Source organism: Burkholderia latens (assembly GCF_902499045.1).
Lineage (GTDB): Bacteria > Pseudomonadota > Gammaproteobacteria > Burkholderiales > Burkholderiaceae > Burkholderia > Burkholderia latens.
This window is the reverse complement of record NZ_CABVPL010000046.1, coordinates 1-26,037: the sequence shown is the minus strand read 5'-3', so window position 1 is coordinate 26,037 and position 26,037 is coordinate 1. Positions and strand designations below refer to the sequence as shown.

Here is a 26,037-nt window from a genome sequence, read left to right as displayed (position 1 = left end):
CACCATGACCCAGGATCCGCTGTTCCAACCGCTGCAATTCGGCGCGCTGACGCTGCCGAACCGCATCGTGATGCCGCCGATGACGCGCTCGCGCGCGAGCCAGCCCGGCGACGAAGCGAACGAACTGATGGCCACGTATTACGCGCAACGCGCGAGCGCGGGGCTGATCGTCAGCGAAGGCACGTACATCGCGCCGCTCGGCAAGGGCTACGCATGGACGCCCGGCATCCACACGCCGTCGCAGGTCGCGGGCTGGCGCAAGGTGACGGACGCCGTCCACGCCGCGCACGGCCGCATCTTCGCGCAGCTGTGGCACGTCGGCCGGCTCAGCCACACGAGCCTGCTCGGCGGCCAGCAACCCGTGTCGTCGTCGCCGCTCCAGGCGAAGGGCGTGAACGTGTTCATCGCCGGTGAAGACGGCAGCACGCCGGGCTTCGTGCAGGCGTCCGAGCCGCGCGCGCTGTCCGTCGACGAAATTCGCGAGATCGTCGAGCAATACCGCGCCGCCGCCCGCCACGCGATCGAGGCCGGCTTCGACGGCGTCGAGCTGCACGGCGCGAACGGCTATCTCGTGAACCAGTTCATCGACTCGAACGCGAACACGCGCACCGACGCATACGGCGGCTCGCTGGAAAACCGGCTGCGCTTCCTGCGCGAAGTCGCGCAGGCGCTGATCGCAGGCACCGGCGACGCGTCGCGCGTCGGCATCCGGCTCGCGCCGCTGACCACGCTGAACGGCTGCGTCGACGACGATCCGGAAACGACCTACCTCGCCGCCGCGAAGCTGCTCGGCGAACTCGGCGTCGGCTATCTGCATATCGCGGAAGCCGACTGGGACGACGCGCCGCTGATGCCGGTCGCGTTCAAGCAGCAGCTGCGTGCCGCGTTCCCGGGCGTGCTGATCTACGCCGGCGCGTACACCGCCGAGCGTGCGCGCGATGCGATCGCCGCGGGCTGGGCCGACCTCGTCGCGTTCGGCCGCCCGTTCGTCGCGAATCCCGACTTGCCCGAGCGCCTGCGCACCGGCGCCGCGCTCGCGCCGCACGATCGCAACACGCTGTTCGGCGGCGGCGCGCACGGGCTGACCGACTATCCGGCGCTCGCGCAAGCCGCGGCGTAACGATCGACAGGAGCCCGAATGAAAGCAACGCTCGCGCGGCTCGCGCTGGCCGCGATCCTGCCGTTCACGATGGCGCCGGCGGCGCACGCCGCGCCGGCCGCGCCCGCGGCCGACTGGTACCCGTCCGTGTACGGCGCCGACGATGAAATCGGCGCAGCCAACCTGCTGACGCCCGACGTGATCAAGCAGGCCGTCGGTCTCGTGAAGGCCGGCAAGACCTACCCGCTCGCCGTGCCGGTCGACAAGAACCTGCCGGCGTTCCGCCACCGCAGCTTCCGGCTGTACAACGTGCAGGTCGGCCAGCAGGCCGGCAAGAGCCTCGGCCCGAACAAGTTCACGTTCAACGACGAACTCGTGAACGCATGGACCGGCGTCGGCACGCAGCTGAACGGCATCGGCCACATCGGCATCGACAACGTGTACTACAACGGCAACCGGGCAGCCGATTTCGTGACGGTCGACGGCGTGAAGAAGCTCGGCGTCGAGAAGGTGCCGCCGATCGTCGCGCGCGGCGTCGTGCTCGACATGACGGCTCACTATGGCAAACCGGTCGTGCCGGGCGGCACCGAATTCACGGTCGCCGACATCCAGGCCGTGCTGAAGCGGGAACGCCTGACGCTGCGCAAGGGCGACGTCGTGCTGTTCAACACCGGCTGGCTCGAGCTGATCGGCAAGGACGACAAGCAGTTCCTCGACGTCGAGCCGGGCATCGGCATGGAAGCCGCGAAGTGGCTCGCCGATCAGGGAATCGTCGCGTTCGGCGGCGACACGTGGGCGTCGGAGGTTTATCCGAATCCGCACACGAGCGAGGAATTCCCGATCAACCAGTACATGCTCGCGAAACGCGGCATCTACAACCTGGAGCTGATCGACAGCCGCGCGCTGGTGCGCGACCGCGCGTGGGAATTCCTGTTCGTGCTCGGCCAGCCGCTGTACGTCGGCTCCACGCAGGTCAACGTCAATCCGGTCGCGATTCGCTGATCCGCATCGACAGCTCGACGTCGCCGCCGAACGGCACCGACAGATAGCCGTTCCGCGGCGCGCGCACGTACGCAAGGTATTCGGGGCTGTATTCCGCGTTGTCGGCGACGACGAACGCGCCCGGCCGCAGATGCGGTTCGACCTGCGCGAGGATCTCCGGATACAGCGCCTTCGCGCCGTCGAGCAGCAGTAGATCGACGGTGTCCGGCAGGTCCGCGGCCAGCGTGCGCAGCGCATCGCCTTCGCGGATCTCGACCAGATCGGCCAGCCCGGCCGCCGTCAGGTTCGCGCGCGCCCGCGCGACCTTCGACGCCTCGAACTCGCTCGTGATCACCCGGCCGCCGCCGTTATCGCGCAGCGCGGCCGCGAGGTGCAGCGTCGAGATGCCGAACGACGTCCCGAATTCGACGATCGAACGCGCGCCGCAACCGCGCGCGAGCATGTACAACAGCGTGCCCGTCTCGCGCGACACCGCGAGCGGGTAGTCCTTCAGGCGTCCATAGAACCCGGCGTAGTCGGTCTTGCTGCGCATCAGTCGCGCTTGCTCGTCGCGCGTCATGTCGGCGAAATCCGGGCTCGACGCGGGTGACGACGCGTCGGCTTCGTCGAACAGGCGCGCGAGCAGCGACGCGAGCGGATCGTGAATCAAGGTGGCCATGCGAATCTCCGGTGTCAGGTTGAGTGCGTCAGTGCGCCCAGGTAGAATATGACGAACTATTCATGTTTTACTATTCGCATTGGCCGACCCGTCATGACTCAACGCCGCAACGCCCCGATCGCCTCGCGTAGACAGCCTCGGCAGGCCCGCTCGGCCCAGCTCGTCGATGCCGTGCTGGAGGCCGCTATTCAGGTTTTGGCGGCCGAAGGCGCGCAACGCTTCACGATGGCGCGTGTCGCCGAGCGTGCGGGCGTGAGCGTCGGCTCGCTGTATCAGTACTTCCCGAACAAGGCGGCGGTACTGTTCCGGCTCCAGCACGACGAATGGCGGCAGACGTCCGGAATGCTGTGCGAGATGCTGGAGGACACGCGCAAGACGCCGGCCGAGCGGCTGCGCACTGCCGTCCACGCATTCATCCGGTCCGAATGCGACGAGGCGCCGATGCGCACTGCGCTCGACGACGCCGCGCCGCTCTATCGCGACGCCCCCGAGGCACGGGAAGTGAAGGCCGAGGGCAACCGGGTCTTCAGCGCATTCATGCGCGAAGCGCTGCCCGGCGTGTCCGACGCCGCGCATGCGCTCGCGTGCGAACTGGTCATGACGACGCTGACGTCGGTCGGCAAGGCGTTCTCCGAAACCCCGCGCACGGCCGCGGAAATCGACGCGTTCTCGGACGCGATGGCCGACATGTTCGACGCGTACCTCGCGCAGCTGGCGCGCGGTTGACGCCCGGCGGACCGGGTCGCCCCGCACGGCGCATGCGCGCGCGGCCCGCCCGTGCGATCCGGATGCGAGCCGCGCGCGACCGCTTCGATGCCGTGCACGGCCGAGTCGAAAGACATTAGTAAGACGCGATGCCCGGCCCCGCCCCGCCGGCCCGGCATTCAAATAATCGCCTTAACGGATCCGAACTAGGCGTATACACGCGTTCCGCGCCGACGAAGCCCCGTTGCACGCCGATATAAGCGTTGCGACATGCGCTGCATGCTCGTCCTCCAATGGGACGCGATGACGCGTTCGCCTAACCTTCGCTACGGCAAAGCGCTCGCGACGCGGTCGACCGCACCACGCGCCGCACGACGCGACCTCGGCGCGCCCTTCGAAGCGCGTACGACGACACGCATCGCGCGTCATGCGTCCCCACGACGTTGCCGATAACTTCAACCAGATACGAGACACCCTGACGACGGTCCGCGCGGTCCGTTTCAGCATGCTGATAAAGGAGCAAGCTCATGAGTGATACCCCGGTGCAGCCGACGATCGGCGTCGGCGCGGAAGAAACGGACCTCGGCACCACGGGAGTCATCGACCGGTACTTCGGCATTTCGTCGCGCGGCAGCACGCAGCGGCGTGAAATCGTCGCGGGCGTGACCACATTCCTCGCGATGGTTTATTCCGTATTCGTCGTGCCCGGCATGTTCGGCAAGGCCGGCTTCGACACGAGCGCGGTATTCGTCGCGGTCTGTCTGACCACCGCGTTCGGTTCGCTGCTGATGGGCCTGTGGGCGAAGCTGCCGGTCGCGATCGGCTGCGCGATTTCGCTGACCGCGTTCACCGCGTTCGGCCTCGTGCTCGGCAAGGGCCTGCACCCGAGCGTCGCACTCGGCGCCGTGTTCCTGATGGGCGTCGTGTTCACCGGCATCTCGATCACCGGCGTGCGCTCGTGGATCCTGCGCAACCTGCCCGCGGGCGTCGCGCACGGCACCGGAATCGGCATCGGCCTGTTCCTGCTGCTGATCGCATCGAACGACGTCGGCCTCGTGATCAAGAACCCCGGTGCGGGCCTGCCGGTCTCGCTCGGCCAGATCACCGCGTTCCCGGTCATCATGTCGGTCGTCGGCCTCGCCGCGATCTTCGGGCTCGAGAAGCGGCGCGTGCCGGGCGGCATCCTGCTCGTCGTGGTCGCGATCTCGCTGATCGGCCTCGCGTTCGATCCGGCGGTGAAGTATCGCGGCGTGTTCGCGCTGCCGTCGCTGAGCGCGCCGGGCCACGCATCGCTGATCGGCGCGATGGACGTCAGGGGCGCGCTGTCGATGGCCGTGCTGCCGAGCGTGCTCGCGCTCGTGATGACGGCCGTGTTCGACGCGACCGGCACGATCCGCGCGGTCGCGGGCCAGGCGGGCCAGCTCGACGAGAACGGCCGCATCGTCAACGGCGGCCGCGCGCTGACCGCCGATTCGGTCAGCTCGATCTTCTCCGGTTTCCTCGGCGGCGCGCCGGCGGCGGCCTACATCGAGTCGAGCGTCGGCGTGGCCGCCGGCGCGAAGACGGGCCTCGCGGCCGCGGTGGTCGGCCTGCTCTTCCTGGTCGTGATGTTCTTCTCGCCGCTCGCGGGGCTCGTGCCGTCGTATGCAACGGCGCCCGCGCTGATGTACGTCGGCTTGCTGATGCTCGGCAGCGTGAGCAAGCTGCACATGGACGACATGGTCGACGCGATGTCGGGCCTCGTGTGCGCGGTGTTCATCGTGCTGACCGCGAACATCGTGACGGGCATCATGCTCGGCTTCTCGACGCTCGTGATCGGCCGCGTCGCCAGCGGCGAATTCCGCAAGCTCAACGTCGGCACCGTGCTCATCGCGGTCGTGCTCGTCACGTTCTACCTCGGCGGCTGGGCGATCTGAGCGCCGGACATGCGCGACGTCGCTCGCGATACACGCGGGCGCGCACCGGGGCGGCACCGTCTCCTCCACCATCGTCATTGATGGCCTCCAGGCCTGGGAACGCATGTTTCCGGGCCTTTTTTGCCGGCGCGGAACGCCGTTGTGCGGCGCCGTCCGGCAAAGGCCGAGGCCGTCCGTGTCCCGTCGCATCGCGAATGCTCATGCGGTGCTACGATCGCGCTTTGTACTCCTGAACCGCCATGAATCCGTTCGGCAATCCGTTCGGCATCGTCTCCGAATCCGACACGCGAACCGCGGCGCGCAAGCCGCCTTTCATCCCGTCGTTCGGCTTCGTCGAAGTTCACGAATCGCGGCCGATCGACGCGCCGCCTTCGCGCATCATCGACGCGGTGGCCGCGCTCGACATGCGCGCCGATCCGGTGATCGACGCGCTGCTCGCTGTACGGGAATTGCCGGCGGCCATTGCCCGGGCGCTGCGCACCCGGCCCGCCGAAGCCGCGCCCGCCCGCTTCGGCTTCGATGCGTTCACGCTGCTGCATCGCGACGGCACGTCGCTGTCGCTCGGGCTCGTCGGCCGCTTCTGGCGCCCGGCGCCCGACGTACGGACGATCGCGGACGCCGCAGCCTTCGTCCGTCACGACGATCCCGACGACGCAAAGCTGGTGCTCCGGTTCGAGGTGGTCGGACTGCCGTCGGGCGCGCGTCTGCTGCGCACCGAAACGTTCGTCCACTGTCCGAGCCCGCGTACGCGGATGCTGTTCCTGCCTTACTGGCTTGCGATCCGGCTCGGCAGCGGGTGGATCCGCCGCCGCACGCTCGCCGCCGTCGAACTGGCGCTCGGCTGATACGCGGCCAGCGCTCGACCCGGCTCGGTCACACGTCGCCTCGCCGCGCATCCCCGACAGCGTCACGAACGCCCATGCGTCGCCATTTGCAATCCTGAACGGTTGCCGCGTGAAGCCGCGAACACGTGACGTGCGCACGCTTCCACGAATTTTGTTCGTCCGGCGCCTCACGTCGCGGCGCGCTACCCTATCGGTCTTCGCGCCGGCGCCCCGCCCGCCGCCAGATCCGACCGACCGATGACCCGCATCCGCAACCACCTGAACATCGCGCAGCTCCAGGCGTTCGTCTCCGCCGCGCATCACAAGAGCCTGCGCGCCGCCGCACGCGAGCTCGGCGTCACGCAGCCCGCGATCACGCATACGATCCGCGAACTCGAAACGGCGCTGAACGCCGAGCTGCTCGCGCGCAGCGTACGCGGCGTCGAGCTGACCGCGTGCGGCCATGCGCTGCTGCCGCGCGCGGAGCAACTGCTCGGCGACATGCGCCGCACCGTCGAGGCCGTCGAGCAGGTGAAAGGCGAAATGTCGGGGCGCGTCGCGGTCGGCACGATGCCGTCGATCGCACTGACCGCGCTGCCGCACGCCGTCACCGCGTTTCGCCGGTCGATGCCGAACGTGAGCCTGCATCTCGAGGAAGTGACGGTGCCCGACGCGCTCGCGCAGCTGCGCAACGGCACGCTGGACATCGCTGCAATGCACCATGTGCCCGCGCTCGACCGCGATTTCACGCAAGTGCCGCTGCTGTCGACCGAATTCACGGTCGCGATGCGCGAAGGCCACCCGCTTGCTCATGCGCGCCGGTTAGAGGATTTGCTCGACGCCGAGTGGATCGTGACGGTCGGCGCCGAACAGTTTCCGCACAGCGTGATGACCGCGATGTTCGAGGCGCGCGGGCTGCCGCTGCCCAAGCGTCTGCTGCGCTCGCCGATGTCGTTCGCGGTGACGCTCGGGCTCGTCGCGCGCTCCGACGTGATCGGCTGCTTCACGCGCCCGCTGGCCGCGATGGTGGCGCCGCTCGGCATCCGCACGGCCGAGCTGGACGAAAGCATGCCGCGCTTCGACCTGTCGATCATCGCGCGGCGCGACCTGCTGCCGACGCCCGCCGTATCCCGATTCGTCACGTGCCTGCAGCGCGCGGTCAACGAAACGCTCGGTTGAATCGTTCCTTGGTCTGAAACGGTCGCGCGGCGCATGCGCGGCCGTCCGGTCCGGTATCGGGGCATGTCCTAGGCGCCCTGCCGGTATTTTGTCTTGATAATCTTGCGCACGTCGCGCGCCCGCATCGGGCAGGCGAAACGGACAGTCCGGCACGAAACCGCGCCGGGCCGAAGGCTTACGGCGCGGCACAACCGCGCACCCATCGAACAAAACGAGGAGTCACCGAGTGAAAAAGATTCTTGCGGCTGTGACCGTGGCCCTGCTCGCCGTATCGGCCGGCACTGCTTATGCAAAGGACTGGACGACCGTACGCTTCGGCGTCGACGCAAGCTACCCGCCTTTCGAGTCGAAAGGGCCTGACGGCAAGGTGGTCGGCTTCGACGTCGATCTCGGCAACGAAATCTGCCGTCGCATCAACGCGAAGTGCGTGTGGATCGAAAACGACTTCGACGGGATGATCCCGGCACTGAAGGCTCGCAAGTTCGACGGCGTGCTGTCGTCGATGTCGATGACGCCGGCGCGCCAGGAACAGATCGCGTTCTCGTCGAAGCTGTTCAACACCCCGACGCGTCTCGTCACGAAGAAGGGCGCCGGCCTGATGCCGACGGCCGAATCGCTGAAGGGCAAGTCGGTCGGCGTCGAGCAGGGCACGATCCAGGAAACCTACGCGAAGACGTACTGGGCGCCGAAGGGCGTCACGGTCGTGCCTTACCAGAACCAGGACCAGGTCTACGCGGACCTGATCTCGGGCCGTCTGGACGGCGCGCTGCAGGACGCGGTGCAGGCTGAAATCGGCTTCCTGAAGACGCCGCGCGGCGCGAACTTCGATTTCGCCGGCAAGGATCTCGACGATCCGAAGACGCTCGGCGAAGGCGCCGGCATCGGTCTGCGCAAGGAAGACACCGACCTGAAGGCGAAGATCGACGGCGCGATCGCGGCCATGCGCAAGGACGGCACGTACCAGAAGATCGCGAAGAAGTACTTCGATTTCGACGTGTACGGCAAGTAATACCGCGTAAAAGCGCGCTTCTCATCCGCGCAGACGGGCTCCGTATGGAGCCCGTTTTTTTTGCGCGCGGCGTCAGGAAGTTGCCGAAAGCGCACCCGCGAAGGGCTGCGGCCGCGTTATTTTTTACGCGCCAACACGATGATTCGAAACGGAAAACGACGTGCCCGCGAACCGGTTTGATAGGTTCGCGGCAGGCAACGTACAATCGATCTTCCCCGCATACCGGATCACTCGCGGCTGCGCCGCCCTCCCCTCATCATGCAAACGCAGACCCATCCGCTGATTTCCCCCGCCATCGGCACCGAACGCCAGATCACGAGCTTCCACTACGGCCCGCGCGGCGGCAGGAAGGTCTACATCCAGTCGTCGCTGCATGCGGACGAACTGCCCGGCATGCTGGTCGCCGCGCTGCTGCGCCGCAAGATCGCCGCGCTCGAGACGGCCGGCAAGCTGCGCGGCGAAGTGGTCATCGTGCCGGTGCCGAACCCGATCGGCCTGTCGCAGCACGTGTTCGGCGATCACCTCGGCCGCTTCGAGCTCGGCTCGATGCAGAATTTCAACCGCAATTTCCACGACCTCGCCGCGCTCGTGCTGCCGCGCATCGAAGGCCGCCTGACGAACGACGCGCAGCGCAACGTCGCCGCGGTACGCGCCGCGATGCGCGAGGCGCTCGACCAACAGAAGCCGCGCACCGAGCTTGAGTCGCAACGCCTTGCGCTGCAGAAGCTGTCGTTCGACGCCGACATCGTGCTCGACCTGCATTGCGACAACGACGCGGTGATGCACCTGTACACGAATCCCGACCTGTGGGAAGACGTCGAACCGCTGGCGCGCTACCTCGATGCGCAGGCGTCGCTGCTCGCGCTGAATTCGGTCGGCAATCCGTTCGACGAGATCCACAGCTTCTGCTGGTCGGATCTGCGCAGCCGCTTCGGCGATCGTTTCCCGATCCCGAACGGCGCGATTTCGGTCACGGTCGAACTGCGCAGCGAGCGCGACGTGTCGTACGAGTTCGCCGAAAAGGACGCGCAGGCGATCGTCGAATACCTGACCGAGCGCGGCGTGATCGACGGCACGCCCGCCCCGCTGCCGCCGCTCGCGCATCCGGCCACGCCGCTCGCGGGCACCGATCCGCTCGTCGCGCCGGTATCCGGCGTGATCGTGTTCCGCACGCCGGTCGGCGCGTGGATCGAGGCCGGCCAGGAAGTGGCCGACATCGTCGATCCACTGAGCGATCGCGTGATCACGCTGAAGAGCAGCGTGTCCGGCGTGCTGTACGCACGTCAGGTCGTGCGCTTCGCGACGGCCGGAATGGAAGTCGCGCGCATCGCCGGCGCGACGCCGATTCGCACCGGGTCGCTGCTGTCGGCGTGAGCGCCGGGAACCCAGGTCGGCCGGCCTGGGTGCTGTCGGCCCGGGTACTGCCGGCCCGAGCGTGCCGGGCGGCCCCGGCCACCGGCGCGCCGCCTCACCGCGCGCACCAACGAAATCGCCCGCTTGCGCGGGCGATTTGCTTTTCGGCCTGGCGGGATGCCCGCCGACACGGCCGGCCGCGGGTCGCGGCTTGCGCGTCGGCTATCGGCGCTCAGAATGCCGGCACGATCGCGCCGCCGAACTTCTGGTCGATGAACTTCCGCACATCGTTCGATTCATAGGCCGCGACGAGCTTCTTCACCCACGGCTTGTCCTTGTCCTGCGCGCGCACCGCGATCAGGTTCGCGTACGGCCCGCGCAGATCCTCGATCGCGATCGCATCCTTCACCGGCGTGAGTCCGGCCTTCACCGCGTAGTCGGTGTTGATCGATGCCGCGTCGAGATCCGGCAGCGCGCGCGGCAGTTGCGCGGCGTCGAGCTCGACGATCTTGATCTTCTTCGGATTCTCGGCGACGTCGAGCGGCGTCGCGTTCACGCCGTTCGTGCCGACACCCGCCTTCAACTTGATCACCCCGTATTTCTGCAACAGCAGCAGCGCACGGTTGCCGTTCGACGGATCGTTCTGGATCCCGACCTTCGCGCCCGTCGGCAAGTCCTTCAGCGACTTGAGCTTCTTCGAATAGAAGCCCATCGGCGCCGTGTACGTCAGCCCGACGTTGACGATCTTGTAGCCGCGCTGCTTGATCTGGCTGTCGAGAAACGGCTGGTGCTGGAAGCCGTTCGCGTCGAGGTCGCCCGCGTCGAGCGCCGCGTTCGGCTGCACGTAGTCGTTGAATTCGATGACCTTGATCGCGAGCCCTTCGCGTGCGGCGACTTTCGTCACCTCGGTCCAGATCTGCGCGTCGGGGCCGCTCATCGTGCCGATCTTCAGCGTTTGCGATTCGGCGTGCGCGCCGGGCGCGGCAAAGGCCAGCGCGGCGGCAAGCGCGCCGAGGCCGGTCAGGATCGAACGTCGCATGGTGTCCTCTTCTCCCGTGTCGTTGTTGAAGCGCGCATCGTGGCACGACACCGGAGCCGCACCAACCAAACTTATTTCATGTGCATATTCCCGATCCCGATCGAATCTCAGGCGGAATCGGTATAACTCCCTGCTGTACAACCGGGCACAATCCGGTGTCGCATCGGCACCACACATTCGTCATATGACAGTCGCTGTCATATTCATTACGTGGCCCGCCGATAAAGTTGCGACCGGTCCGCGAAAGCGCCCGTAGAGAGCGCCGGAACCGCAACTGGGACACGCCATTCATTCGCTCGGAGAATCCTTTGAACAAGAAACTGTTGACCATCGCCATCCTCGCAGCAACGGCCGGCGCGGCACACGCACAAAGCAGCGTCACCCTGTACGGCGTGATCGACGCCGGTATCAGCTACGTGAACCACAGCAAGACCGCGAACGGCGGCAGCGGCAAGCTGTTCAAGTACGACGACGGCGTGGCCCAAGGCAGCCGTTGGGGCCTGCGCGGCACCGAAGACCTCGGCGGCGGCCTGAAGGCGATCTTCGTGCTCGAAAACGGCTTCAACAGCGGTAACGGCACGATCGGCCAGGGCGGCGCGATCTTCGGCCGCCAGGCCTACGTCGGCCTGAGCCAGGCGCAATACGGCACGGTCACGTTCGGCCGCCAGTACTCGTTCTCGACCGACATCCTCGGCTCGAACTACTCGACGGGCGGCAACACGGTCGCGGGTAACTACGCTTACCACGTGAACGACATCGACCAGCTCACGTCGAGCCGCATCAACAACGCGGTGAAGTTCCAGAGCGCGAACTACGCGGGCTTCACGTTCGGCGCGTTGTACGGCTTCTCGAACTCGACCGACTTCGCCGGCGCACCGGCGACGACGACGGGCACCACGACGACGGCAGGCTCGTCGCGCGCATACAGCTTCGGCCTGAACTACGCGAACGGCCCGTTCGCGCTCGGCGCCGCATACACGGACATCCGCTTCCCGAGCCAGTCGACGCCGGCATTCTCGACGTCGATCGCGAACATCGCGCTGACGAACATCCGCGACCTGCGCACGTACGGCGTCGGCGGCCGCTACATCTTCGGCCCGGCAACGGCATGGCTGCTGTGGACGCGCACGCAGTTCACCCCGATCGCCGCAGGCGCGTCGGGCACGTTCTACAACGCATACGAAGCAGGCGTGAAGTATGCGTTCACGCCGGCGCTGTCGGCAGCGGCGGGCTACACGTACACGAACGCGACGCAAAGCGGCAGCTCGGCGCACTGGAACCAGGGCAACCTGGGCCTCGACTACGCGCTCAGCAAGCGGACGGACGTGTACGGCCTGGTCGTCTACCAGAAGGCGTCGGGCAACAACGTGCAGGCGCAGATCGGTTCGAGCACGAGCTACTTCAACACGTCGGGCAACGGTTCGTCGAACCAGCTGGCCGCTCGTGTCGGTATCCGTCACAAGTTCTAAAGCATTCGCTTGACTGTCCGCTTCTCACGCGGATCACGACGGCAACAGGCGCCCCGCTCCCCGCGGGGCGCTTTTTTATGGGCTTTTAAGTTTCGCTTAATTCTGGGCTGAGACGATGCTCTCACCCCCCCTGTTGGCCGCCTGAGCATCGGCGGCTTTTTTTTTGAACTACTACGGCACCGCCATCAAACTGCCCGCAAGACAGGATCGGAGGCCAAGATGATCGAAGATACCGTTTTCAGCCATCTGCACGCGATTCTGACGCGCCAGCATTCGCTTCCCGTCCAGAGCTGCCGCGTGTCGGTGGAAATGCAGCGGCCGTGGGGCCGCCCGTACCGGCTCGTCGAATGGACGATGCATCTCGACGCGCCCGCGCGGCGTCAGATCGTGCCGGCGGAATCGACCGACGAAGAGATCGCCGAGGTCGTCGCGTCGCACGTGCCGGGCCGCCTGTACGGCGACGGCCGGCTGCAGTTCTGACTCCCCGCTTTCCCGCGTCACGCCCGGCCCGCACGCATCGTGCGGCAGTCCGTCTCGTTTGACGCGGCAACGAAGTCTGCTACGCTGCGCGTTTTCGTCCACGCACCACATGATGGAAAACGCATTCAACGAACGCGGCGTGATGGTCACGCGCAACGGCCTGTCGGCCGCCGGGCAAGTCTTCCCGCTGCGTGACATCCGCGACGTCGACGTCGTCAAGATCCCGAAGAATCGTCTCGTGCCGACGCTGATTTCGCTGATCGGCGTGGCCACCGCCATCGCCGGCGGCATCGGCGCGTCGAGCGCCGCGCTCGTCGTCGGCGTGATGCTCGCCGTCGTCGGCTATCTTGCCTGGACCACGCAGGACGTCACGTACCGGCTGATGGTCGAGATGCCCGACGGCAAGCGCGAAGCGCTGTCGAGCGTCGACGCCGAGTTCGTCCAACGCGTCGCGCAAGTCGTGCGCGACGCCCGCTCCGCGACGGCCGCCGGCTGATTTCCGCTCCGCGCGCCGACCGCCTACCATGAAATGAGCGGCCCGCCGCCGCATCGTTCGAGGAGGTCGGCATGAACGCCCAATCGCTGTCCGGCATGCTGCGCGCGCAGGAACTGCTGCTCGTGTCGATGATCCGTACGCTGCCGCCCGATGGGCGCCGCGCGCTCGTCGACCTCTACGCGGAGCAGCTCGCTTTCGCCGAGCAGTCCGGCTTCGAAGGCCACGGCGATCGCGCGACGCACGACGCGTTCATCGCGCATGCACGCAACCTGCTGATTCGTATCGAATCGCTGGCCTGACGGCGTCCGTTCTCCGAAATGCGCTTCCAGCGCGGATCGCCCGATCCGCGCCGACGGCGTTCGTCCGCACCGGCCGCCTTTCGTTCTTGTATTGATAATGATTCTCATTTAGACTGGTAAAGTTATCAGTTGCCTTTCGATTTGCCGTTCGCCGCGTGTCGCGCGCAAACGGGCCAGCCAGGTGAACACGTCGCCCAGCCAGCCTTCGGGCTAGTCATCGTCAATGGGAGACCACCTGTGCATTGCTATTCGCTGGCGCGGCGGCCGATCTGTGCCGCGCTGTTCGGCGCGTTCGGCCTGTCCGCCGTCCCGGCTTGCGCCGATTCGCCGCCGCAAGGCGCCCACCCGCCCGCTACACCCGCTACCGTTGCCGTTGCCGCGGCCGCGCGCGGCGACGCGGCGCTGCTCGATCCCGTCACCGTCACGGCCACCCGCACCGCCACCGCGGCGAGCCGCACGGCCGCGTCGGTGTCGGTGATCACGGACGACGATCTCGACGAACAGCAGGCCGCCAACATCAAGGACGCGCTGCGCTACGAGCCCGGCGTCACGGTGCGGCGCACCGCGTACCGCCCCGGCAGCGCCGCGCTCGGCGGCGGCCGCGACGGCGATTCGAGCATCAACATCCGTGGCCTCGAAGGCAATCGCGTGCTGTTGATGGAAGATGGAATCCGCCTGCCGAACGCGTTCTCGTTCGGTCCGCTCGAAGCCGGCCGCGGCGACTACGCGGATCTCGACATGCTCGAGCGCATCGAGATCCTGCGCGGGCCGGCCTCCGCGCTGTACGGCAGCGACGGGCTGACCGGCGCGGTGAACTTCATCACGAAGGATCCGCGCGACCTGCTGTCGATCTACGGCAAACCGCGCTACTTCTCGTTCCGGCCGAGCTACGACTCGGCCGATCGCAGCGTCGGCGCGACGGTATCGGCCGCCGGCGGCAACGACCGCGTGCAGGGAATGATCATCGCCGACGGCCGCCGCGGCCACGAAGTCGACACGCGCGGCAGCGACAACACCGCGAGCACGCGGCGCACGACGTCGAATCCGCAGGACGTCTATTCGGAATCGCTGCTCGGCAAGCTCGTATTGACGCCCACCGCGCGCGACACGATCAAATTCACCGCCGAAACCGTGCAGCGGCGCGTGAGCACCGACGTGCTGTCGGCGATCAACCGGCCGGCCACGCTCGGCCTCACGACCCATGACCGGCTCGAACGCAACCGCTTCAGCGTCGATTACGACTTCCGCGACGATGCGTTCCGCTGGTTCCAGACCGCGCACGCGCAGTTCTACTACCAGGACGCGAAGCAGGACCAGTACGCGTTCGAGACGCGCGGCAGGCAGCCTTCGCGTTCGCGCGACAACCAGTACAAGGAACGCACGTTCGGCGGCTCCGCGTTCGCCGAAAGCGGCTTCGCGACCGGCCCGCTCGCGCACAAGCTGCTCTACGGCGTGGACGGCAGCCTGTCGCGCGTGACGAATCTGCGCGACGGCACGGTGCCGGGCGCCGGCGAAGCATTCCCGAACAAGGCGTTTCCCGATACCGACTACACGCTGTTCGGCGCGTTCGTGCAAGACCAGATCGGCTACGGCCGCCTGCTGGTCACGCCGGGGCTGCGCTTCGACACGTACCGGTTGAGCCCGGCCGAAAACGATCCGCTGTTCACCGGCAAGGCCGTGTCGACGAGCGCGAACGAAGTGTCGCCGCGTGTCGCGGTGCTGTACGAGATCGCGCCCGCGCTGATCCCGTACGTGCAGTACGCGCACGGCTTCCGTGCGCCGACGCCCGACCAGGTGAACAGCAGCTTCTCGAACCCGGTGTACGGCTACACGTCGATCGGCAATCCGAACCTGAAGCCGGAAACCAGCGACACGTTCGAAGCCGGCCTGCGCGGCAAGGCCGGCACCGGCTACGGCGTCGTGCGCTACAGCGCGGCCGCGTTCACCGGCCGCTACCGCAACTTCATCTCGCGCACGACGATCGCGGGCAGCGGCCGCCCGGCCGACCCGTTCGTATTCCAGTACGTGAACTTCGCCGACGCGCGCATCCACGGGCTCGAAGGCCGCGCCGAATGGGTGATGCCGAACGGCATCACGCTGAAGACGGCGATGGCGTTCACGAAGGGCTCGACGCAGAACGACGGCGCGGCGAGCCAGCCGCTGAACACGGTGAACCCGTTCTCGGCGGTGTTCGGCGTGCGCTACGAGCCGGGCGAACGCTGGTTCGTGCAGACCGACCTGCTGTTCCAGGCCGCCAAACGCGACAAGGACATCGATCGGTCCGACTGCTCGAACAACGCATGCTTCGCGCCGCCGTCGTCGTTCGTCGTCGACCTGCGCGGCGGCTACCGCTTCAACAAGCACGTGAGCGCGTCGATCGGCATCCGCAACCTGTTCGACCGCAAGTACTGGAACTGGTCGGACGTGCGCGGGATCGCGGCCGATTCGCAGGTGCTCGACGCGTATACGTCGCCCGGCCGCACGGTCGCCGTCAGCATGAAGGTGGATTTCTGATGTTCGCTTCGATGTCCGTTCCGATGTTCCGATACGCGCCGCCGCGCGTTCCTGCGTCAACCGTTACCCGAAGGAGTCCGACATGATGCATTCCGCCCTGCCTGGTCAGCCGGCCACGCCCGCCCGCGCGCCCGCCGCATTGCGCGACGCGTTCGTCAAGCTCAAGGCCGAGCGCCAGCTGCGCAACCGCGACGTCGCGCAGGCGCTCGGCGTCAGCGAAGGCGAAGCGCTCGCCGCGTTCGTCGGCGAGCACGTCGTGCGGCTCGACGCGCGCTTTCCGGCGATGTTCGAGGAAATGCCGCGCCTCGGCCGCGTGATGGCGCTCACGCGCAACGACACGGCCGTCCACGAGAAAGACGGCGAGTACGCGCAGATGAGCCACGACGGCCCGGTCGGCCTCGCACTCGGCGACATCGACCTGCGCATCTTCTATCGTCACTGGGCGTCCGCGTTCGCCGTGCGCGACGAGACCGCGCACGGCCCGTTGAAGAGCCTGCAGTTCTTCGACGCGCAAGGTCACGCGATCCACAAGGTCTACCTGCGCGCGCACAGCGATCACGCCGCGTACGACGCGTTCGTCGCGCGCTGGCGCGCGGCATCGCAGGAGCCGGGGCTCGACGTCGTGCCCGCCGCCGCGAAAACGCCCGAGCGCGCCGACACCGAGATCGACATCGACGGTTTTCGTGCCGCGTGGGCTGCGATGACCGACACGCACCAGTTCTTCGGCATCACGCAGCGCTTCGGCGTGAGCCGCATGCAGGCGCTACGCCTCGCCGATCCGCACTACGCATATCCGGTCGAAACCGCGCATGCGTTGCGCCACGTGCTCGAACGGGCCGCAAAAAGCGGCCAGCCGATCATGGTGTTCGTCGGCAACGCCGGGATGATCCAGATCCATACGGGCCCCGTCGCGAACGTGCGCGAGGTTGGCGCGTGGATCAACGTCCTCGATCCGGGCTTCAACCTGCACGTGCGCGAAGACCTGATCGCCGCCGCATGGGTCGTGAAGAAGCCGACGAGCGACGGCATCGTCACGTCGCTCGAGCTGTTCGACCGGCAGGGCGACCACGTCGCGCTGCTGTTCGGCGAGCGCAAGCCGGGCAACGCCGAACGCGACGACTGGCGCGCGCTCGTCGCGACGCTGCCGTGCGCGGCGCGCGGAGACGCGCGGTGAGCGCGCGATCGTTCGTGCCGCGACGGCGCATCGTACTCGCGAGCGCGGTTGCCGGTGCGCTCGCCGGCGGGTTGTCCGGCCGGACGTTCGCTCAAGCTGCTCGGGCGGCTCGCGCCGATCGCGCCGTGCAAAAGCGCGTCGTCGTGATCGGCGGCGCGCTCGCGGAAACCGCATTCGCGCTCGGCGGCGCCGATGCGCGCGGCTACCGGCTCGTCGGCACCGACACGACGTGCACGTACCCCGACGCGGCAAAGCAGCTACCGAAAGTCGGCTATCAACGTGCACTGTCGGCGGAGGGACTGCTGTCGCTGCGTCCCGATCTCGTGCTCGCATCGGCCGAAGCCGGGCCGCCCGCCGCGATCGCGCAGGTGAAAAGCGCGGGCGTTGCAATCACGACGTTCGACGAGCACCACGACGTCGGCTCGGTCCGCGCGAAGATCACCGGCGTCGCGCGCGCGCTCGACGTGCGCGACGCGGGTGCCGCGCTGCTGCAACGCTTCGATCGAGACTGGCAGGCCGCGCGCGACGCGGTCGCCGCACGCGCGCCCGGCGGCCGCGCGCAGCCGCGCGTGCTGTTCGTGCTGAACCATACCGGCAACCAGGCGCTCGTCGCCGGCCAGCGCACGGCCGCCGACGCGATGATCCGCTATGCGGGCGCGCGCAACGCGATGCAGGGTTTCGATCACTACAAGCCGTTGACGACCGAGGCGCTCGCGGCGGCCGCACCCGACGTCGTGCTGATCTCGGATGAAGGGCTCGCGGCCGTCGGCGGCCGCGCCGCACTGCTCGCCGCGCCCGGCTTCGGCGCGACGCCGGCCGGCCGCGCGCAGCGCGTCGTGTCGCTCGATGCGCTGTTCCTGCTCGGCTTCGGCCCGCGCCTGCCGCTCGCCGTCACGACCCTGCACCGACGCCTGTCGGATGCGCTCGCCTGATTCCGGATCGTTCCGATGCCAGCTCGCGCCTCGTCTTTTCCCGCGCCGTCACCGGCCTCGCGTGCAGGTGCCGACACCAACACCCACGCCGGTGCCCCGCGCGTCGGCGCATCGCGGCGCGTTGCGCCGTTCGCGCTCGCCGTGCTTGCGGTCCTCGTGTGTGTGACGTCCGTCGTCGCGCTGTGCGTGGGCGCATACCGGATTCCGTTCGCGGAAGCCTGGGCCGCGCTCGCAGGCGATCCGGCCGCACGCCAGGCGCGCGCGGTGCTCATCGACATCCGCGCGCCGCGCGTCGCGCTCGCGCTGCTCGTCGGCGGCGGCTTCGGCGCAGCCGGTGCCGCGATGCAGGCGCTGTTTCGCAATCCGCTCGCCGATCCGGGGCTCGTCGGCGTGTCCAGCGGCGCGGCGCTCGGCGCAACGACGATGATCGTGCTCGTCCCCGCGCTGTTCGCCGCGCACGTGAGCGCGGCCGCGCTGCCGGTGGCCGCATTCGCGGGCGCGCTCGCGGTCGCGGCGCTCGTCTACCGGCTGGCCGCGTCGCGCGGCCGGCTCGCGCTGCCGCTGCTGCTGCTCGCCGGCATCGCGATCAATGCACTGGTCGGCGCGGCGATCGGCTTGCTCACGTTCGTCGCCGACGACGCGCAACTGCGTTCGCTGACGTTCTGGAGCCTCGGCAGTCTCGGCGGCGCGCAATGGTCGACGCTGGCGGCCGTCGGGCCGTGCGTCGCGATCGGCAGCGTGCTGCTCGCGCGCGAGCGTGACGCACTGAATGCATTGCAGCTCGGCGAGACCGAAGCGCTGCATCTCGGTGTGCCCGTGCAGCGGCTCAAGCGGCGCGTGCTCGTCGCGGTCGCGCTTGCGGTCGGCGCGCTGGTGTCTTGCGCGGGGATCATCGGCTTCATCGGGCTCGTCGCGCCGCACTGCGTGCGCCTCGCGTGCGGCCCCGATCAGCGCGTCGTGCTGCCCGGCGCCGCGCTGCTCGGCGCGCTGCTGACGCTCGCCGCAGATCTCGCCGCACGCACCGCCGCCGCGCCCGCCGAGATTCCGCTCGGCGTGCTTACCGCGCTGCTCGGTGCGCCGTTCTTTCTCGCGCTGCTGTGGAAAAGCCGCGGCGCGCTCGGCGGCTGACCTTTCGCTCACTCATCATGCTGACTGCCCATCACCTCGACGTCGCGCGCCGGCATCGCGTCGTTCTGCACGATCTGTCGCTGTCGATCGAACCCGGCCGCGTGACCGCGCTGCTCGGGCGCAACGGCGCAGGTAAAAGCACGCTGCTGAAGACCTTGGCCGGCGAGCTGACCGGCAGCGTCGCGCCGAACGGCGTGCGCGTGACGGGCGACATCACGCTGAACGGCGAACCGCTCGCGCGCATCGACGCGCCGCGGCTCGCGCGCCTGCGCGCGGTGCTGCCGCAGGCGGCGCAACCGGCATTTCCGTTCAGCGTCGACGAAGTCGTGCTGCTCGGCCGCTATCCGCACGCGCGACGCAGCGGCACCCGACATGCGATCGCGCACCACGACCGCGACATCGCGTGGCAGGCGCTCGAACGCGCGGGCGCCGATACGCTCGTCGGCCGCGACGTGACGACGCTTTCGGGCGGCGAACTCGCGCGCGTGCAGTTCGCGCGGGTGCTGGCGCAGCTGTGGCCCGACGACGATGCGCCGCACGCGCAGCCGCGTTATCTGCTGCTCGACGAGCCGACTGCCGCGCTCGACCTCGCGCATCAGCACCGGCTGCTCGATACGGTGCGCACGCTCGCGCGCGAATGGCGGCTCGGCGTGCTCGCGATCGTCCATGATCCGAACCTCGCCGCGCGGCACGCTGACGCGATCGCAATGCTTGCCGACGGCACGATCGTCGCGCATGGCGCGCCGCGCGACGTGATGACGCCCGCGCATATTGCACAGTGCTATGGATTCGCGGTGAAGATGGTGGAAACCGGCGACGAGACGCCGCCGGTGATGGTGCCCGTGTAGCGCGGGCATATCGCCGTATGCGTACGACGACGCCGCTCAATGCTCGATATCCGCGACGCCAAACGTGCGCATCTTCCACCCGAGCCGCACGGCCAGCATTCGCATCGTGAAGCCCGCCGCGAGCGCGACCACCGTCGCGAACCCGGCGTCGATGCCGAGATGCTGGACCCCGACATACAGCGTGCCCGTGACGAACGCGACGCTCGCGTACAGTTCCTCGCGCAGGATCAGCGGCATCTCGTTGCACAGCAAATCGCGCAGCATCCCGCCGCACACGCCGGTGATCGCACCGGCCAGCACGACGATGATCGGCGCGGCGCCCGCCGATGCTCCGACGTCGCAGCCGATGATCGTGAACGCCGCGAGACCGATCGCATCGACGGTGACGAACAGCGTCTTCATCCGCGCGACGTGCCGCGCGGCCCACGATGCGACGGTCGCAGCCGCAAGCGTAATCACCAGGTACTCGGGATGCGCGATCCAGCCGAGCGGATAGTGACCGAGCAGCACGTCGCGCACGGTGCCGCCGCCGAGCGCAGTCGCCGCGCCGACAAGCGCGAGCCCGAAGCGGTCCATCCCGCGGCGCATCGCCATCAGCGCCCCCGACATCGCCTCCGCGATGATCGCGATCAGATAAAGCGTATGCATCGCGCGGCTCAGTCGTCGGTACGAAACAGATCGAGCACGCGTTCGCGCTCGGCCGCATCGACGGCGGCGGGCATCGGTTCGCCGCGCTTGCCGCGGTCGGCCGGCGCACCGGGCGCATCCGGCGCATCGACGGCCGCCGCGCCGCCGCACGCAAAGCGGCTGCGGATATACGCCGGCACGTCGGCCGTGCACGCGCCGCGCGTGTATTCGGCGTAGACGAAATCGCCGTCGACGAGCGCGACGTCCTGCGGCGGCGTCGCATCGACCGGCGTACGCCCATCGACCGCCGTTTTCATGTAGTCGAGCCAGACCGGCAGCGCCAGCGTCGCGCCGGTCGCGCGCCCCATCGGGCGCGGCGTGTCGTAGCCGAGCCACGCGACGGCGACGACGCCCGACGAATAGCCGGCGAACCACACGTCCTTCGACCCGTTCGACGTGCCCGTCTTGCCGGCCGCGTCGTCACGGCGCAGCGCGAGTGCGCCGCGCGCGGTGCCGGCCCGCACGACGTCGCGCAGCATGCTGTCCATCACGAACGCATTGCGCGCCGACACGACCCGCTCGCCCGCCGGCACGGTCGCCTCGTACAGCGCGCCGCCGTGACGCTGCTTCACCGACAGGATCAGGCGCGGCACCATCCGCACGCCGCCGTTCGCGAACGCGCTGTACGCGCTCGCGAGTTCGAGCGGCGTCACCGCGCCCGCGCCGAGCGCGAGCGGCAGCGACGCCGGGTTGCGCTGCGCGTCGAAGCCGAAACGCACCGCGTGCTGCTGCACGTAGCGCGCGTCGGTGGCCTGCATCAGGCTGACCGCGACCAGGTTCTTCGAGCGCACGAGCCCGCGCCGCACCGGGATGAAGCCTTCGTAGCGATTGCCGAAATTGCGCGGACGCCACGGCCGCGCGCCGGTTTCCGCGTGCGTGAGCGTGCGCTGCGTATCGTCGACGAGCACGCCGGGAAAGTAGCCCTTCTCCAGCGCCGCCGAATAGACGAACGGCTTGAAGCTCGACCCCGGCTGGCGATACGCTTGCAGCGCGTGATCGAACACGTTGCGATTGAAATCCGCGCCGCCGACCAGCGCGAGCATGTCGCCCGTCGCGACGTCCAGCGACACGAGCGCACCTTCGAGCGCGTGGCGCGTGTCGCGCTTCGCGCGCGACTGGCGGCTCAGCGTGCGGTCGAGCGCGGCTTCGGCCGCGCGCTGGTCGCGCATCGAGATCGTCGTCGTCACGTCGAGGCCGAGCGTGTACGCGTCGTCATGAAACCGCTCGACCATCATCCGGCGCGCACGCTCGGCAACGTACGGCGCCGCGACGATGCCGGGCGGCGGCGTGGTCGCCAGTGCGATCGGCGCGTCGACAGCCGCGCGAAACGTCGCGTCGTCGAGCTGGCCGAGCGCATGCATCCGGCCGAGCACGTAGTTGCGCCGCGCGGTCGCGCGCGCCGGGTTGACGACCGGGTTGAACGCGGACGGCGCCTTCGGCAGCCCGGCGAGCACGGCCGCCTCGCCCGCGTTCAGCGCGTCGAGCGGCTTGCCGAAGTACACGTGCGCGGCGGCCGCGAAGCCGTACGCGCGCTCGCCCAGATAGATCTCGTTCATGTACAGCTCGAGCAGCTTGTCCTTGCTGTATGCGCGTTCGAGCTTGGTAGCCATCAGGATCTCGGCGAGCTTGCGGCTCAGCACCTTGTCGCGCGTCAGGTAGAAGTTGCGCGCGACCTGCATCGTGATCGTGCTGCCGCCCTGCCCCGGCTGCCCCGTCACGACATTCGCGAACGTCGCGCGCGCGAGGCCGCCGATATCGACCGGGCCGTGCTCGTAGAACTTCGCGTCCTCGGCCGCGAGCAACGCGTGCCGCATCAGCGGCGGGATGCGTTCGAGCGGCACGAACTCGCGCCGCTCGACGCCGTATTCGGCCAGCAGGTCGCCGTCGCGCGAAAAGATCCGCAGCGGCAGCGCGGGACGATAGACGGCCAGGTGTTCGACGGACGGCAACTGCGTCCAGATGCGATCGATCGTCCAGGCGCCGATGCCGGCGCACGCGAGCGTCAGGCCGAGCAGCGCGCCCGCGAGCGTGCGCCAGACGCGGCGGCGCGGCGACGCGGGAGGCGGGGTCGACGGCGGCGACGGGTCGGGGGTGTGGTCGGTCATGCGGGCTCCTTCTTCGATGCGGCGACAGACGAGCGTGAAAGAGACGCCCGTCGATCACGGAAGGCGCGCATTGTCGGAGGGATGCCCCGATACCGGAACATTCTTTAGCCAATGTTTGGTTGGCTAAATTTTCTTTAGGAAAGGCCGGCGCCCTGCTCACGCCGCGCGTGTGGGCCGTCACGGCGGACCGTGCGGCACGCGAGCCGGTTCGCTTGTACCATCGTCGGATGTTCGATCGATACCTCGACCTGTGGGGCCTCGTTCCTGACGGCGGCCCGATCCTGACCGCGAGCGGCGGCGTGCTGCCCGTCGTGTGGCACACACGGCCGGCGATGCTGAAGGTCGCGACCTGCGACGAAGAGCGTCGCGGCAATGCGCTGATGACGTGGTGGAACGGCGACGGCGCCGCGCGTGTGTGGCTGCACGACAGCGACGCCGTGCTGCTCGAGCGCGCGCAGCCGGGGCCGACGCTCGGCGGCTTGTCCGCTGCCGGTCACGACGACGATGCGATCCGGATCGCGTGCCACGCGGTCGCGCGGCTGCATGCGCATCGCGCGCCAGCCCCGCCCGCGCTCGTGCCGCTGCACGACTGGTTCTACGCACTGCTGTCGCACGACACGGACGACGACGTGCTGCGCCGCGCGGCCGCGACCGCGCACAGGCTGCTGGCCGATGCGCCCGCCGGCGAAGTCGTGCTGCACGGCGACATTCATCACGGCAACGTGCTGCATTTCGGCGATCGCGGCTGGCTCGCGATCGATCCGAAGGGTTTGCGCGGCGACCGCGCATTCGATTACGCGAACCTGTTCTGCAATCCCGAGCACGACATCGCGATCGATCGCGTGCGCTTCGAAAGGCGCGTCGCACTCGTCGCCGAGGCCGCGCAGTTGGACCGGCGCCGGCTGCTGCAGTGGATTCTCGCGTGGGCCGGCTTGTCGGCGATCTGGCTGATGGAGGACGAAGCGCCGGCCGAAACGCGCCTGCAAGTCGCGATGCTGGCCGCGGCGGAGCTCGGCGAGTCACGCGTCACGCGTAGCGATTAGCGTGCGCGGCTCCCGCCGCCACGTGTCGACCGCATCGAACCGTCGTGATCGTCAACCTCGTGAACGTCGGCGCGGATTTCGCCGCGATGGGCAACGCGACCGCGCTCGTCGCGGGCGGCCGCCAACGAAAAAACCGCCGGCATCCACCGGCGGTTTTTCATATCCAACGCGCGCGACGCTCAGCGCGCCGGATTCAGCGTCAAGTTCATGTGACGGTTCACATCCTTGTACAGCAGGTAACGGAAGCGGCCGGGGCCGCCCGAATAGCAGGCCTGCGGGCAGAACGCGCGCAGCCACATGAAGTCGCCCGCTTCCACCTCGACCCAGTCCTGGTTCAGCCGATAGACGGCCTTGCCTTCGAGCACGTACAGCCCATGCTCCATCACGTGCGTCTCCGCGAACGGGATCACGCCGCCCGGCTCGAACGTCACGATGTTCACGTGCATGTCGTGACGCATGTCGCTCATGTCGACGAAGCGCGTCGTCACCCACGCGCCGTTGGTGCCCGGCATCGGGATCGGCTCGACGTCCTGCTCGTTGGTCACGAACGCTTCCGGCAGCGGAATGCCGTCCACGGCCTGGTAGTGCTTGCGGATCCAGTGGAAACGCACTGCGGCGTCGCTGACGTTGTGCAGCGTCCAGTCGGCGCCCGGCGGAATGAACGCGTAGCCGCCCGGCTTCAGCGTGTGCTGGTTGCCTTGCAGCGTCAGCTCGGCTTCGCCTTCGACGACGAACAGCACGGCTTCGGCGTTCTTGTCCTGCTCGGGCTTGTCGCTGCCGCCGCCGGGATTCACTTCGACGATGTACTGCGAGAAGGTTTCGGCGAAACCCGACAGCGGACGGGCGATCACCCACAGGCGCGTGTGGGTCCAGAACGGCAGCCAGCTCGTGACGATGTCGCGCATCACGCCCTTCGGAATGACCGCGTACGCCTCGGTGAACATCGCGCGATCGGTCAGCAGGTCGGTCTGCGGCGGGTGGCCGCCATGCGGCGCGTAATACGTTGTCTTAGACATAAAGCATCCAGGCTATGGGTTGGTCCGGCCCCTGGCGCAAACGGCGTCGGGCCGTTCGCATGTGCGTGGGGCACGCATGCGGCGGGACGTCGTTGCCGGAGTGGGTTGAAGGCGCGGGCGCCTTCGTTCGGTCGGCCAGGCTGCGCGACGGGTCCGACCGGTTCAGCGGGCGGCGCGGCCGATACCGTTGGTTCCGGCGGCCGGGCCGCGCACACTGCCGGTGATGCGGCGCGGCGCGGAGGACGCCACGGTTCGATTCCGTACGCGGGCAGTGTTGACGATAGCGAAGCCGCTCTCGATCGACCAATTAAATGTTGCGATGACTTCCATTCGATTTCGCACTACCTTCCGCCATCCGCGAGGAGCGGGTGAACGCGTGCCGCGGACGGTCCGCCCGGCGAGGAAATCCTGATGACGAGGCGCCGCACGCGCCAGCCTGCGACAACGACGTGCGCATGTCGTTCGCGCATGCGCATGCAGGTCGCGATCGACCGTTCATGCAGATGGAGCGTGGCCCGCGAAGCCGGCAAGCCCACGATGAAGAACCGCCGCGCGCATGCCATGCGATTCGCTTAAGCCGAGCTTGATCGCCCCGCCGCGATCGACGGATATCGAACGGCATTGACCGAACCTGCCCGCGTGCATGTCGATGCAACCGGCGACGACGTCTGCGAGGAGAAAAGTACAGTGGGAGAGGAGTGTGCCAACCCGTCGAGCGGGGCCGGGCATGAACGGCGGAACGGAGAAAAGCGGCTGGTGTTGCCGGCCCGGCTGAGGCCGCCGGGCCGTTTGCCGGATCGTCGGATCGAGCGCCGACGCATCGGGCGCGCCGGTGCGCAAGCCGCGCACCGTGCCGCGCCCGCGGCGATCAATCCCAGTCGCGGTGATGGCGATGCTTGCGGTGACGATAGCCACGATCGCCGTGATCGCGTTCGTACGAGCTGCGCGACATGTTGCCGCCCAGCGCCGCGCCCGCGCCGCCGCCGACAGCCGCGCCGAGCAGGCCGCCCGTGCGGCCGCCCATTGCGTTGCCGGCCGCGGTGCCCGCGCCGCCGCCGAGCG

Annotated in this window: 25 protein-coding genes and 1 pseudogene; 18 read left to right on the top strand and 8 right to left on the bottom strand. The window is 68.4% G+C overall.

Annotated features, from left to right (window positions below; genetic code table 11):
- Positions 1–4 precede the first annotated feature (4 nt).
- Both BSE24067_RS24915 and BSE24067_RS24910 read left to right on the top strand, forming a co-directional pair.
- Positions 5–1,120, top strand: coding sequence for an alkene reductase (locus tag BSE24067_RS24915; RefSeq protein ID WP_151064641.1), 1,116 nt, complete (start codon positions 5–7; stop codon positions 1,118–1,120).
- An 18-nt stretch (positions 1,121–1,138) separates the two neighbouring features.
- Positions 1,139–2,101 carry a cyclase family protein gene (locus BSE24067_RS24910; protein ID WP_151064642.1) on the top strand — a complete coding sequence of 321 codons (963 nt, stop codon included), beginning with the start codon at positions 1,139–1,141 and terminating at the stop codon, positions 2,099–2,101.
- Here BSE24067_RS24910 and BSE24067_RS24905 read toward each other — a convergent pair.
- The gene (locus tag BSE24067_RS24905) at positions 2,079–2,759 is read right to left on the bottom strand and encodes an O-methyltransferase (RefSeq protein ID WP_151064643.1); all 681 of its coding nucleotides are present in this window, start codon (positions 2,757–2,759) and stop codon (positions 2,079–2,081) included. The two genes, BSE24067_RS24910 and BSE24067_RS24905, sit on opposite strands and share 23 nt — an antisense overlap.
- 48 nt (positions 2,760–2,807) lie before the next feature.
- On the opposite strand from BSE24067_RS24905, the gene BSE24067_RS24900 reads away from it, so the two are divergent.
- The 6 genes from BSE24067_RS24900 to BSE24067_RS24875 all read left to right on the top strand — a co-directional run bounded on the left by BSE24067_RS24900 (position 2,808) and on the right by BSE24067_RS24875 (position 9,766).
- Positions 2,808–3,485 carry a TetR/AcrR family transcriptional regulator gene (locus tag BSE24067_RS24900; protein WP_151064644.1) on the top strand — a complete coding sequence of 226 codons (678 nt, stop codon included), beginning with the start codon at positions 2,808–2,810 and terminating at the stop codon, positions 3,483–3,485.
- 506 nt (positions 3,486–3,991) lie between these two features.
- A complete protein-coding gene (locus tag BSE24067_RS24895; RefSeq protein WP_151064645.1) occupies positions 3,992–5,380 on the top strand; it encodes an NCS2 family permease in 1,389 nt (462 codons plus the stop codon).
- A 239-nt stretch (positions 5,381–5,619) separates the two neighbouring features.
- Entirely contained in the window at positions 5,620–6,225 is a 606-nt protein-coding gene (locus BSE24067_RS24890; RefSeq protein ID WP_151064646.1) for a hypothetical protein, read from the top strand.
- Positions 6,226–6,462: 237 nt separating this feature from the next.
- The gene (locus tag BSE24067_RS24885) at positions 6,463–7,383 is read left to right on the top strand and encodes a LysR family transcriptional regulator (RefSeq protein WP_170297465.1); all 921 of its coding nucleotides are present in this window, start codon (positions 6,463–6,465) and stop codon (positions 7,381–7,383) included.
- Positions 7,384–7,609: 226 nt separating this feature from the next.
- The gene (locus tag BSE24067_RS24880; protein WP_151064647.1) at positions 7,610–8,392 is read left to right on the top strand and encodes an ABC transporter substrate-binding protein; all 783 of its coding nucleotides are present in this window, start codon (positions 7,610–7,612) and stop codon (positions 8,390–8,392) included.
- 258 nt (positions 8,393–8,650) lie between these two features.
- Entirely contained in the window at positions 8,651–9,766 is a 1,116-nt protein-coding gene (locus BSE24067_RS24875; RefSeq protein ID WP_151064648.1) for a succinylglutamate desuccinylase/aspartoacylase family protein, read from the top strand.
- 211 nt (positions 9,767–9,977) lie between these two features.
- Here the strand turns inward: BSE24067_RS24875 and BSE24067_RS24870 are convergent, their stop codons facing one another.
- Positions 9,978–10,784, bottom strand: coding sequence for a MetQ/NlpA family ABC transporter substrate-binding protein (locus tag BSE24067_RS24870; protein ID WP_151064649.1), 807 nt, complete (start codon positions 10,782–10,784; stop codon positions 9,978–9,980).
- 308 nt (positions 10,785–11,092) lie between these two features.
- Between BSE24067_RS24870 and BSE24067_RS24865 the strand changes: the two genes are divergently transcribed.
- The 9 genes from BSE24067_RS24865 to BSE24067_RS24825 all read left to right on the top strand — a co-directional run bounded on the left by BSE24067_RS24865 (position 11,093) and on the right by BSE24067_RS24825 (position 20,124).
- Complete coding sequence (locus BSE24067_RS24865) at positions 11,093–12,253, top strand: porin (protein WP_151064650.1); 1,161 nt, start codon at positions 11,093–11,095, stop codon at positions 12,251–12,253.
- A 219-nt stretch (positions 12,254–12,472) separates the two neighbouring features.
- Positions 12,473–12,733 carry a DUF2866 domain-containing protein gene (locus BSE24067_RS24860; protein ID WP_059448988.1) on the top strand — a complete coding sequence of 87 codons (261 nt, stop codon included), beginning with the start codon at positions 12,473–12,475 and terminating at the stop codon, positions 12,731–12,733.
- A 112-nt stretch (positions 12,734–12,845) separates the two neighbouring features.
- A complete protein-coding gene (locus tag BSE24067_RS24855) occupies positions 12,846–13,229 on the top strand; it encodes a DUF6232 family protein (RefSeq protein WP_151064666.1) in 384 nt (127 codons plus the stop codon).
- Positions 13,230–13,300: 71 nt separating this feature from the next.
- Positions 13,301–13,528 (top strand): hypothetical protein, encoded by a 228-nt coding sequence (locus BSE24067_RS24850; RefSeq protein ID WP_151064651.1) that lies wholly within the window; start codon positions 13,301–13,303, stop codon positions 13,526–13,528.
- A gap of 237 nt (positions 13,529–13,765) precedes the next feature.
- Positions 13,766–16,042, top strand: coding sequence for a TonB-dependent hemoglobin/transferrin/lactoferrin family receptor (locus BSE24067_RS24845; RefSeq protein ID WP_151064652.1), 2,277 nt, complete (start codon positions 13,766–13,768; stop codon positions 16,040–16,042).
- A gap of 82 nt (positions 16,043–16,124) precedes the next feature.
- On the top strand, positions 16,125–17,216 hold the full coding sequence (locus BSE24067_RS24840; protein ID WP_151064653.1) for a hemin-degrading factor: 1,092 nt from the start codon (positions 16,125–16,127) through the stop codon (positions 17,214–17,216).
- Positions 17,213–18,148, top strand: coding sequence for a heme/hemin ABC transporter substrate-binding protein (locus BSE24067_RS24835; protein WP_151064654.1), 936 nt, complete (start codon positions 17,213–17,215; stop codon positions 18,146–18,148). The genes BSE24067_RS24840 and BSE24067_RS24835 overlap by 4 nt, the downstream gene beginning before the upstream one ends.
- 15 nt (positions 18,149–18,163) lie before the next feature.
- A complete protein-coding gene (locus tag BSE24067_RS24830; RefSeq protein ID WP_151064655.1) occupies positions 18,164–19,276 on the top strand; it encodes a FecCD family ABC transporter permease in 1,113 nt (370 codons plus the stop codon).
- Between the two features lie 17 nt (positions 19,277–19,293).
- Entirely contained in the window at positions 19,294–20,124 is an 831-nt protein-coding gene (locus tag BSE24067_RS24825) for a heme ABC transporter ATP-binding protein (RefSeq protein ID WP_151064656.1), read from the top strand.
- Positions 20,125–20,160: 36 nt separating this feature from the next.
- Here BSE24067_RS24825 and BSE24067_RS24820 read toward each other — a convergent pair whose 3' ends face one another.
- Both BSE24067_RS24820 and BSE24067_RS24815 read right to left on the bottom strand, forming a co-directional pair.
- Complete coding sequence (locus tag BSE24067_RS24820) at positions 20,161–20,772, bottom strand: trimeric intracellular cation channel family protein (protein ID WP_151064657.1); 612 nt, start codon at positions 20,770–20,772, stop codon at positions 20,161–20,163.
- Between the two features lie 8 nt (positions 20,773–20,780).
- Positions 20,781–22,916, bottom strand: a complete 2,136-nt coding sequence (locus BSE24067_RS24815; protein WP_151064658.1) for a penicillin-binding protein 1A — start codon at positions 22,914–22,916, stop codon at positions 20,781–20,783.
- Positions 22,917–23,143: 227 nt separating this feature from the next.
- On the opposite strand from BSE24067_RS24815, the gene BSE24067_RS24810 reads away from it, so the two are divergent.
- Positions 23,144–23,959, top strand: a complete 816-nt coding sequence (locus BSE24067_RS24810) for an aminoglycoside phosphotransferase family protein (protein WP_151064659.1) — start codon at positions 23,144–23,146, stop codon at positions 23,957–23,959.
- Between the two features lie 179 nt (positions 23,960–24,138).
- On the opposite strand, the gene BSE24067_RS24805 is transcribed toward BSE24067_RS24810, so the two are convergent.
- The 4 genes and pseudogenes from BSE24067_RS24805 to BSE24067_RS24790 all read right to left on the bottom strand — a co-directional run.
- Positions 24,139–24,975 carry a bifunctional allantoicase/(S)-ureidoglycine aminohydrolase gene (locus BSE24067_RS24805; RefSeq protein WP_151064660.1) on the bottom strand — a complete coding sequence of 279 codons (837 nt, stop codon included), beginning with the start codon at positions 24,973–24,975 and terminating at the stop codon, positions 24,139–24,141.
- 162 nt (positions 24,976–25,137) lie between these two features.
- Entirely contained in the window at positions 25,138–25,305 is a 168-nt protein-coding gene (locus BSE24067_RS24800; RefSeq protein ID WP_170297466.1) for a hypothetical protein, read from the bottom strand.
- Between the two features lie 165 nt (positions 25,306–25,470).
- Positions 25,471–25,890 carry a hypothetical protein gene (locus BSE24067_RS24795; RefSeq protein WP_170297467.1) on the bottom strand — a complete coding sequence of 140 codons (420 nt, stop codon included), beginning with the start codon at positions 25,888–25,890 and terminating at the stop codon, positions 25,471–25,473.
- A pseudogene (locus BSE24067_RS24790) lies at positions 25,844–26,037 on the bottom strand (hypothetical protein); the annotation flags it as partial. The gene BSE24067_RS24795 and the pseudogene BSE24067_RS24790, both read right to left, overlap by 47 nt.

Bases quoted from the DNA above. Each gene is read 5' to 3' on its own strand.
- BSE24067_RS24875 (WP_151064648.1), top strand. From the start codon at position 8,651: ATGCAAACGCAGACCCATCCGCTGATTTCCCCCGCCATCGGCACCGAA.
- BSE24067_RS24870 (WP_151064649.1), bottom strand. From the start codon at position 10,784: ATGCGACGTTCGATCCTGACCGGCCTCGGCGCGCTTGCCGCCGCGCTG.
- BSE24067_RS24895 (WP_151064645.1), top strand. From the start codon at position 3,992: ATGAGTGATACCCCGGTGCAGCCGACGATCGGCGTCGGCGCGGAAGAA.
- BSE24067_RS24915 (WP_151064641.1), top strand. From the start codon at position 5: ATGACCCAGGATCCGCTGTTCCAACCGCTGCAATTCGGCGCGCTGACG.
- BSE24067_RS24830 (WP_151064655.1), top strand. From the start codon at position 18,164: ATGCCAGCTCGCGCCTCGTCTTTTCCCGCGCCGTCACCGGCCTCGCGT.
- BSE24067_RS24890 (WP_151064646.1), top strand. From the start codon at position 5,620: ATGAATCCGTTCGGCAATCCGTTCGGCATCGTCTCCGAATCCGACACG.
- BSE24067_RS24805 (WP_151064660.1), bottom strand. From the start codon at position 24,975: ATGTCTAAGACAACGTATTACGCGCCGCATGGCGGCCACCCGCCGCAG.
- BSE24067_RS24885 (WP_170297465.1), top strand. From the start codon at position 6,463: ATGACCCGCATCCGCAACCACCTGAACATCGCGCAGCTCCAGGCGTTC.
- BSE24067_RS24905 (WP_151064643.1), bottom strand. From the start codon at position 2,759: ATGGCCACCTTGATTCACGATCCGCTCGCGTCGCTGCTCGCGCGCCTG.
- BSE24067_RS24810 (WP_151064659.1), top strand. From the start codon at position 23,144: ATGTTCGATCGATACCTCGACCTGTGGGGCCTCGTTCCTGACGGCGGC.
- BSE24067_RS24900 (WP_151064644.1), top strand. From the start codon at position 2,808: ATGACGAACTATTCATGTTTTACTATTCGCATTGGCCGACCCGTCATG.
- BSE24067_RS24825 (WP_151064656.1), top strand. From the start codon at position 19,294: ATGCTGACTGCCCATCACCTCGACGTCGCGCGCCGGCATCGCGTCGTT.
- BSE24067_RS24855 (WP_151064666.1), top strand. From the start codon at position 12,846: ATGGAAAACGCATTCAACGAACGCGGCGTGATGGTCACGCGCAACGGC.
- BSE24067_RS24800 (WP_170297466.1), bottom strand. From the start codon at position 25,305: ATGGAAGTCATCGCAACATTTAATTGGTCGATCGAGAGCGGCTTCGCT.
- BSE24067_RS24860 (WP_059448988.1), top strand. From the start codon at position 12,473: ATGATCGAAGATACCGTTTTCAGCCATCTGCACGCGATTCTGACGCGC.
- BSE24067_RS24840 (WP_151064653.1), top strand. From the start codon at position 16,125: ATGATGCATTCCGCCCTGCCTGGTCAGCCGGCCACGCCCGCCCGCGCG.
- BSE24067_RS24815 (WP_151064658.1), bottom strand. From the start codon at position 22,916: ATGACCGACCACACCCCCGACCCGTCGCCGCCGTCGACCCCGCCTCCC.
- BSE24067_RS24850 (WP_151064651.1), top strand. From the start codon at position 13,301: ATGAACGCCCAATCGCTGTCCGGCATGCTGCGCGCGCAGGAACTGCTG.
- BSE24067_RS24820 (WP_151064657.1), bottom strand. From the start codon at position 20,772: ATGCATACGCTTTATCTGATCGCGATCATCGCGGAGGCGATGTCGGGG.
- BSE24067_RS24910 (WP_151064642.1), top strand. From the start codon at position 1,139: ATGAAAGCAACGCTCGCGCGGCTCGCGCTGGCCGCGATCCTGCCGTTC.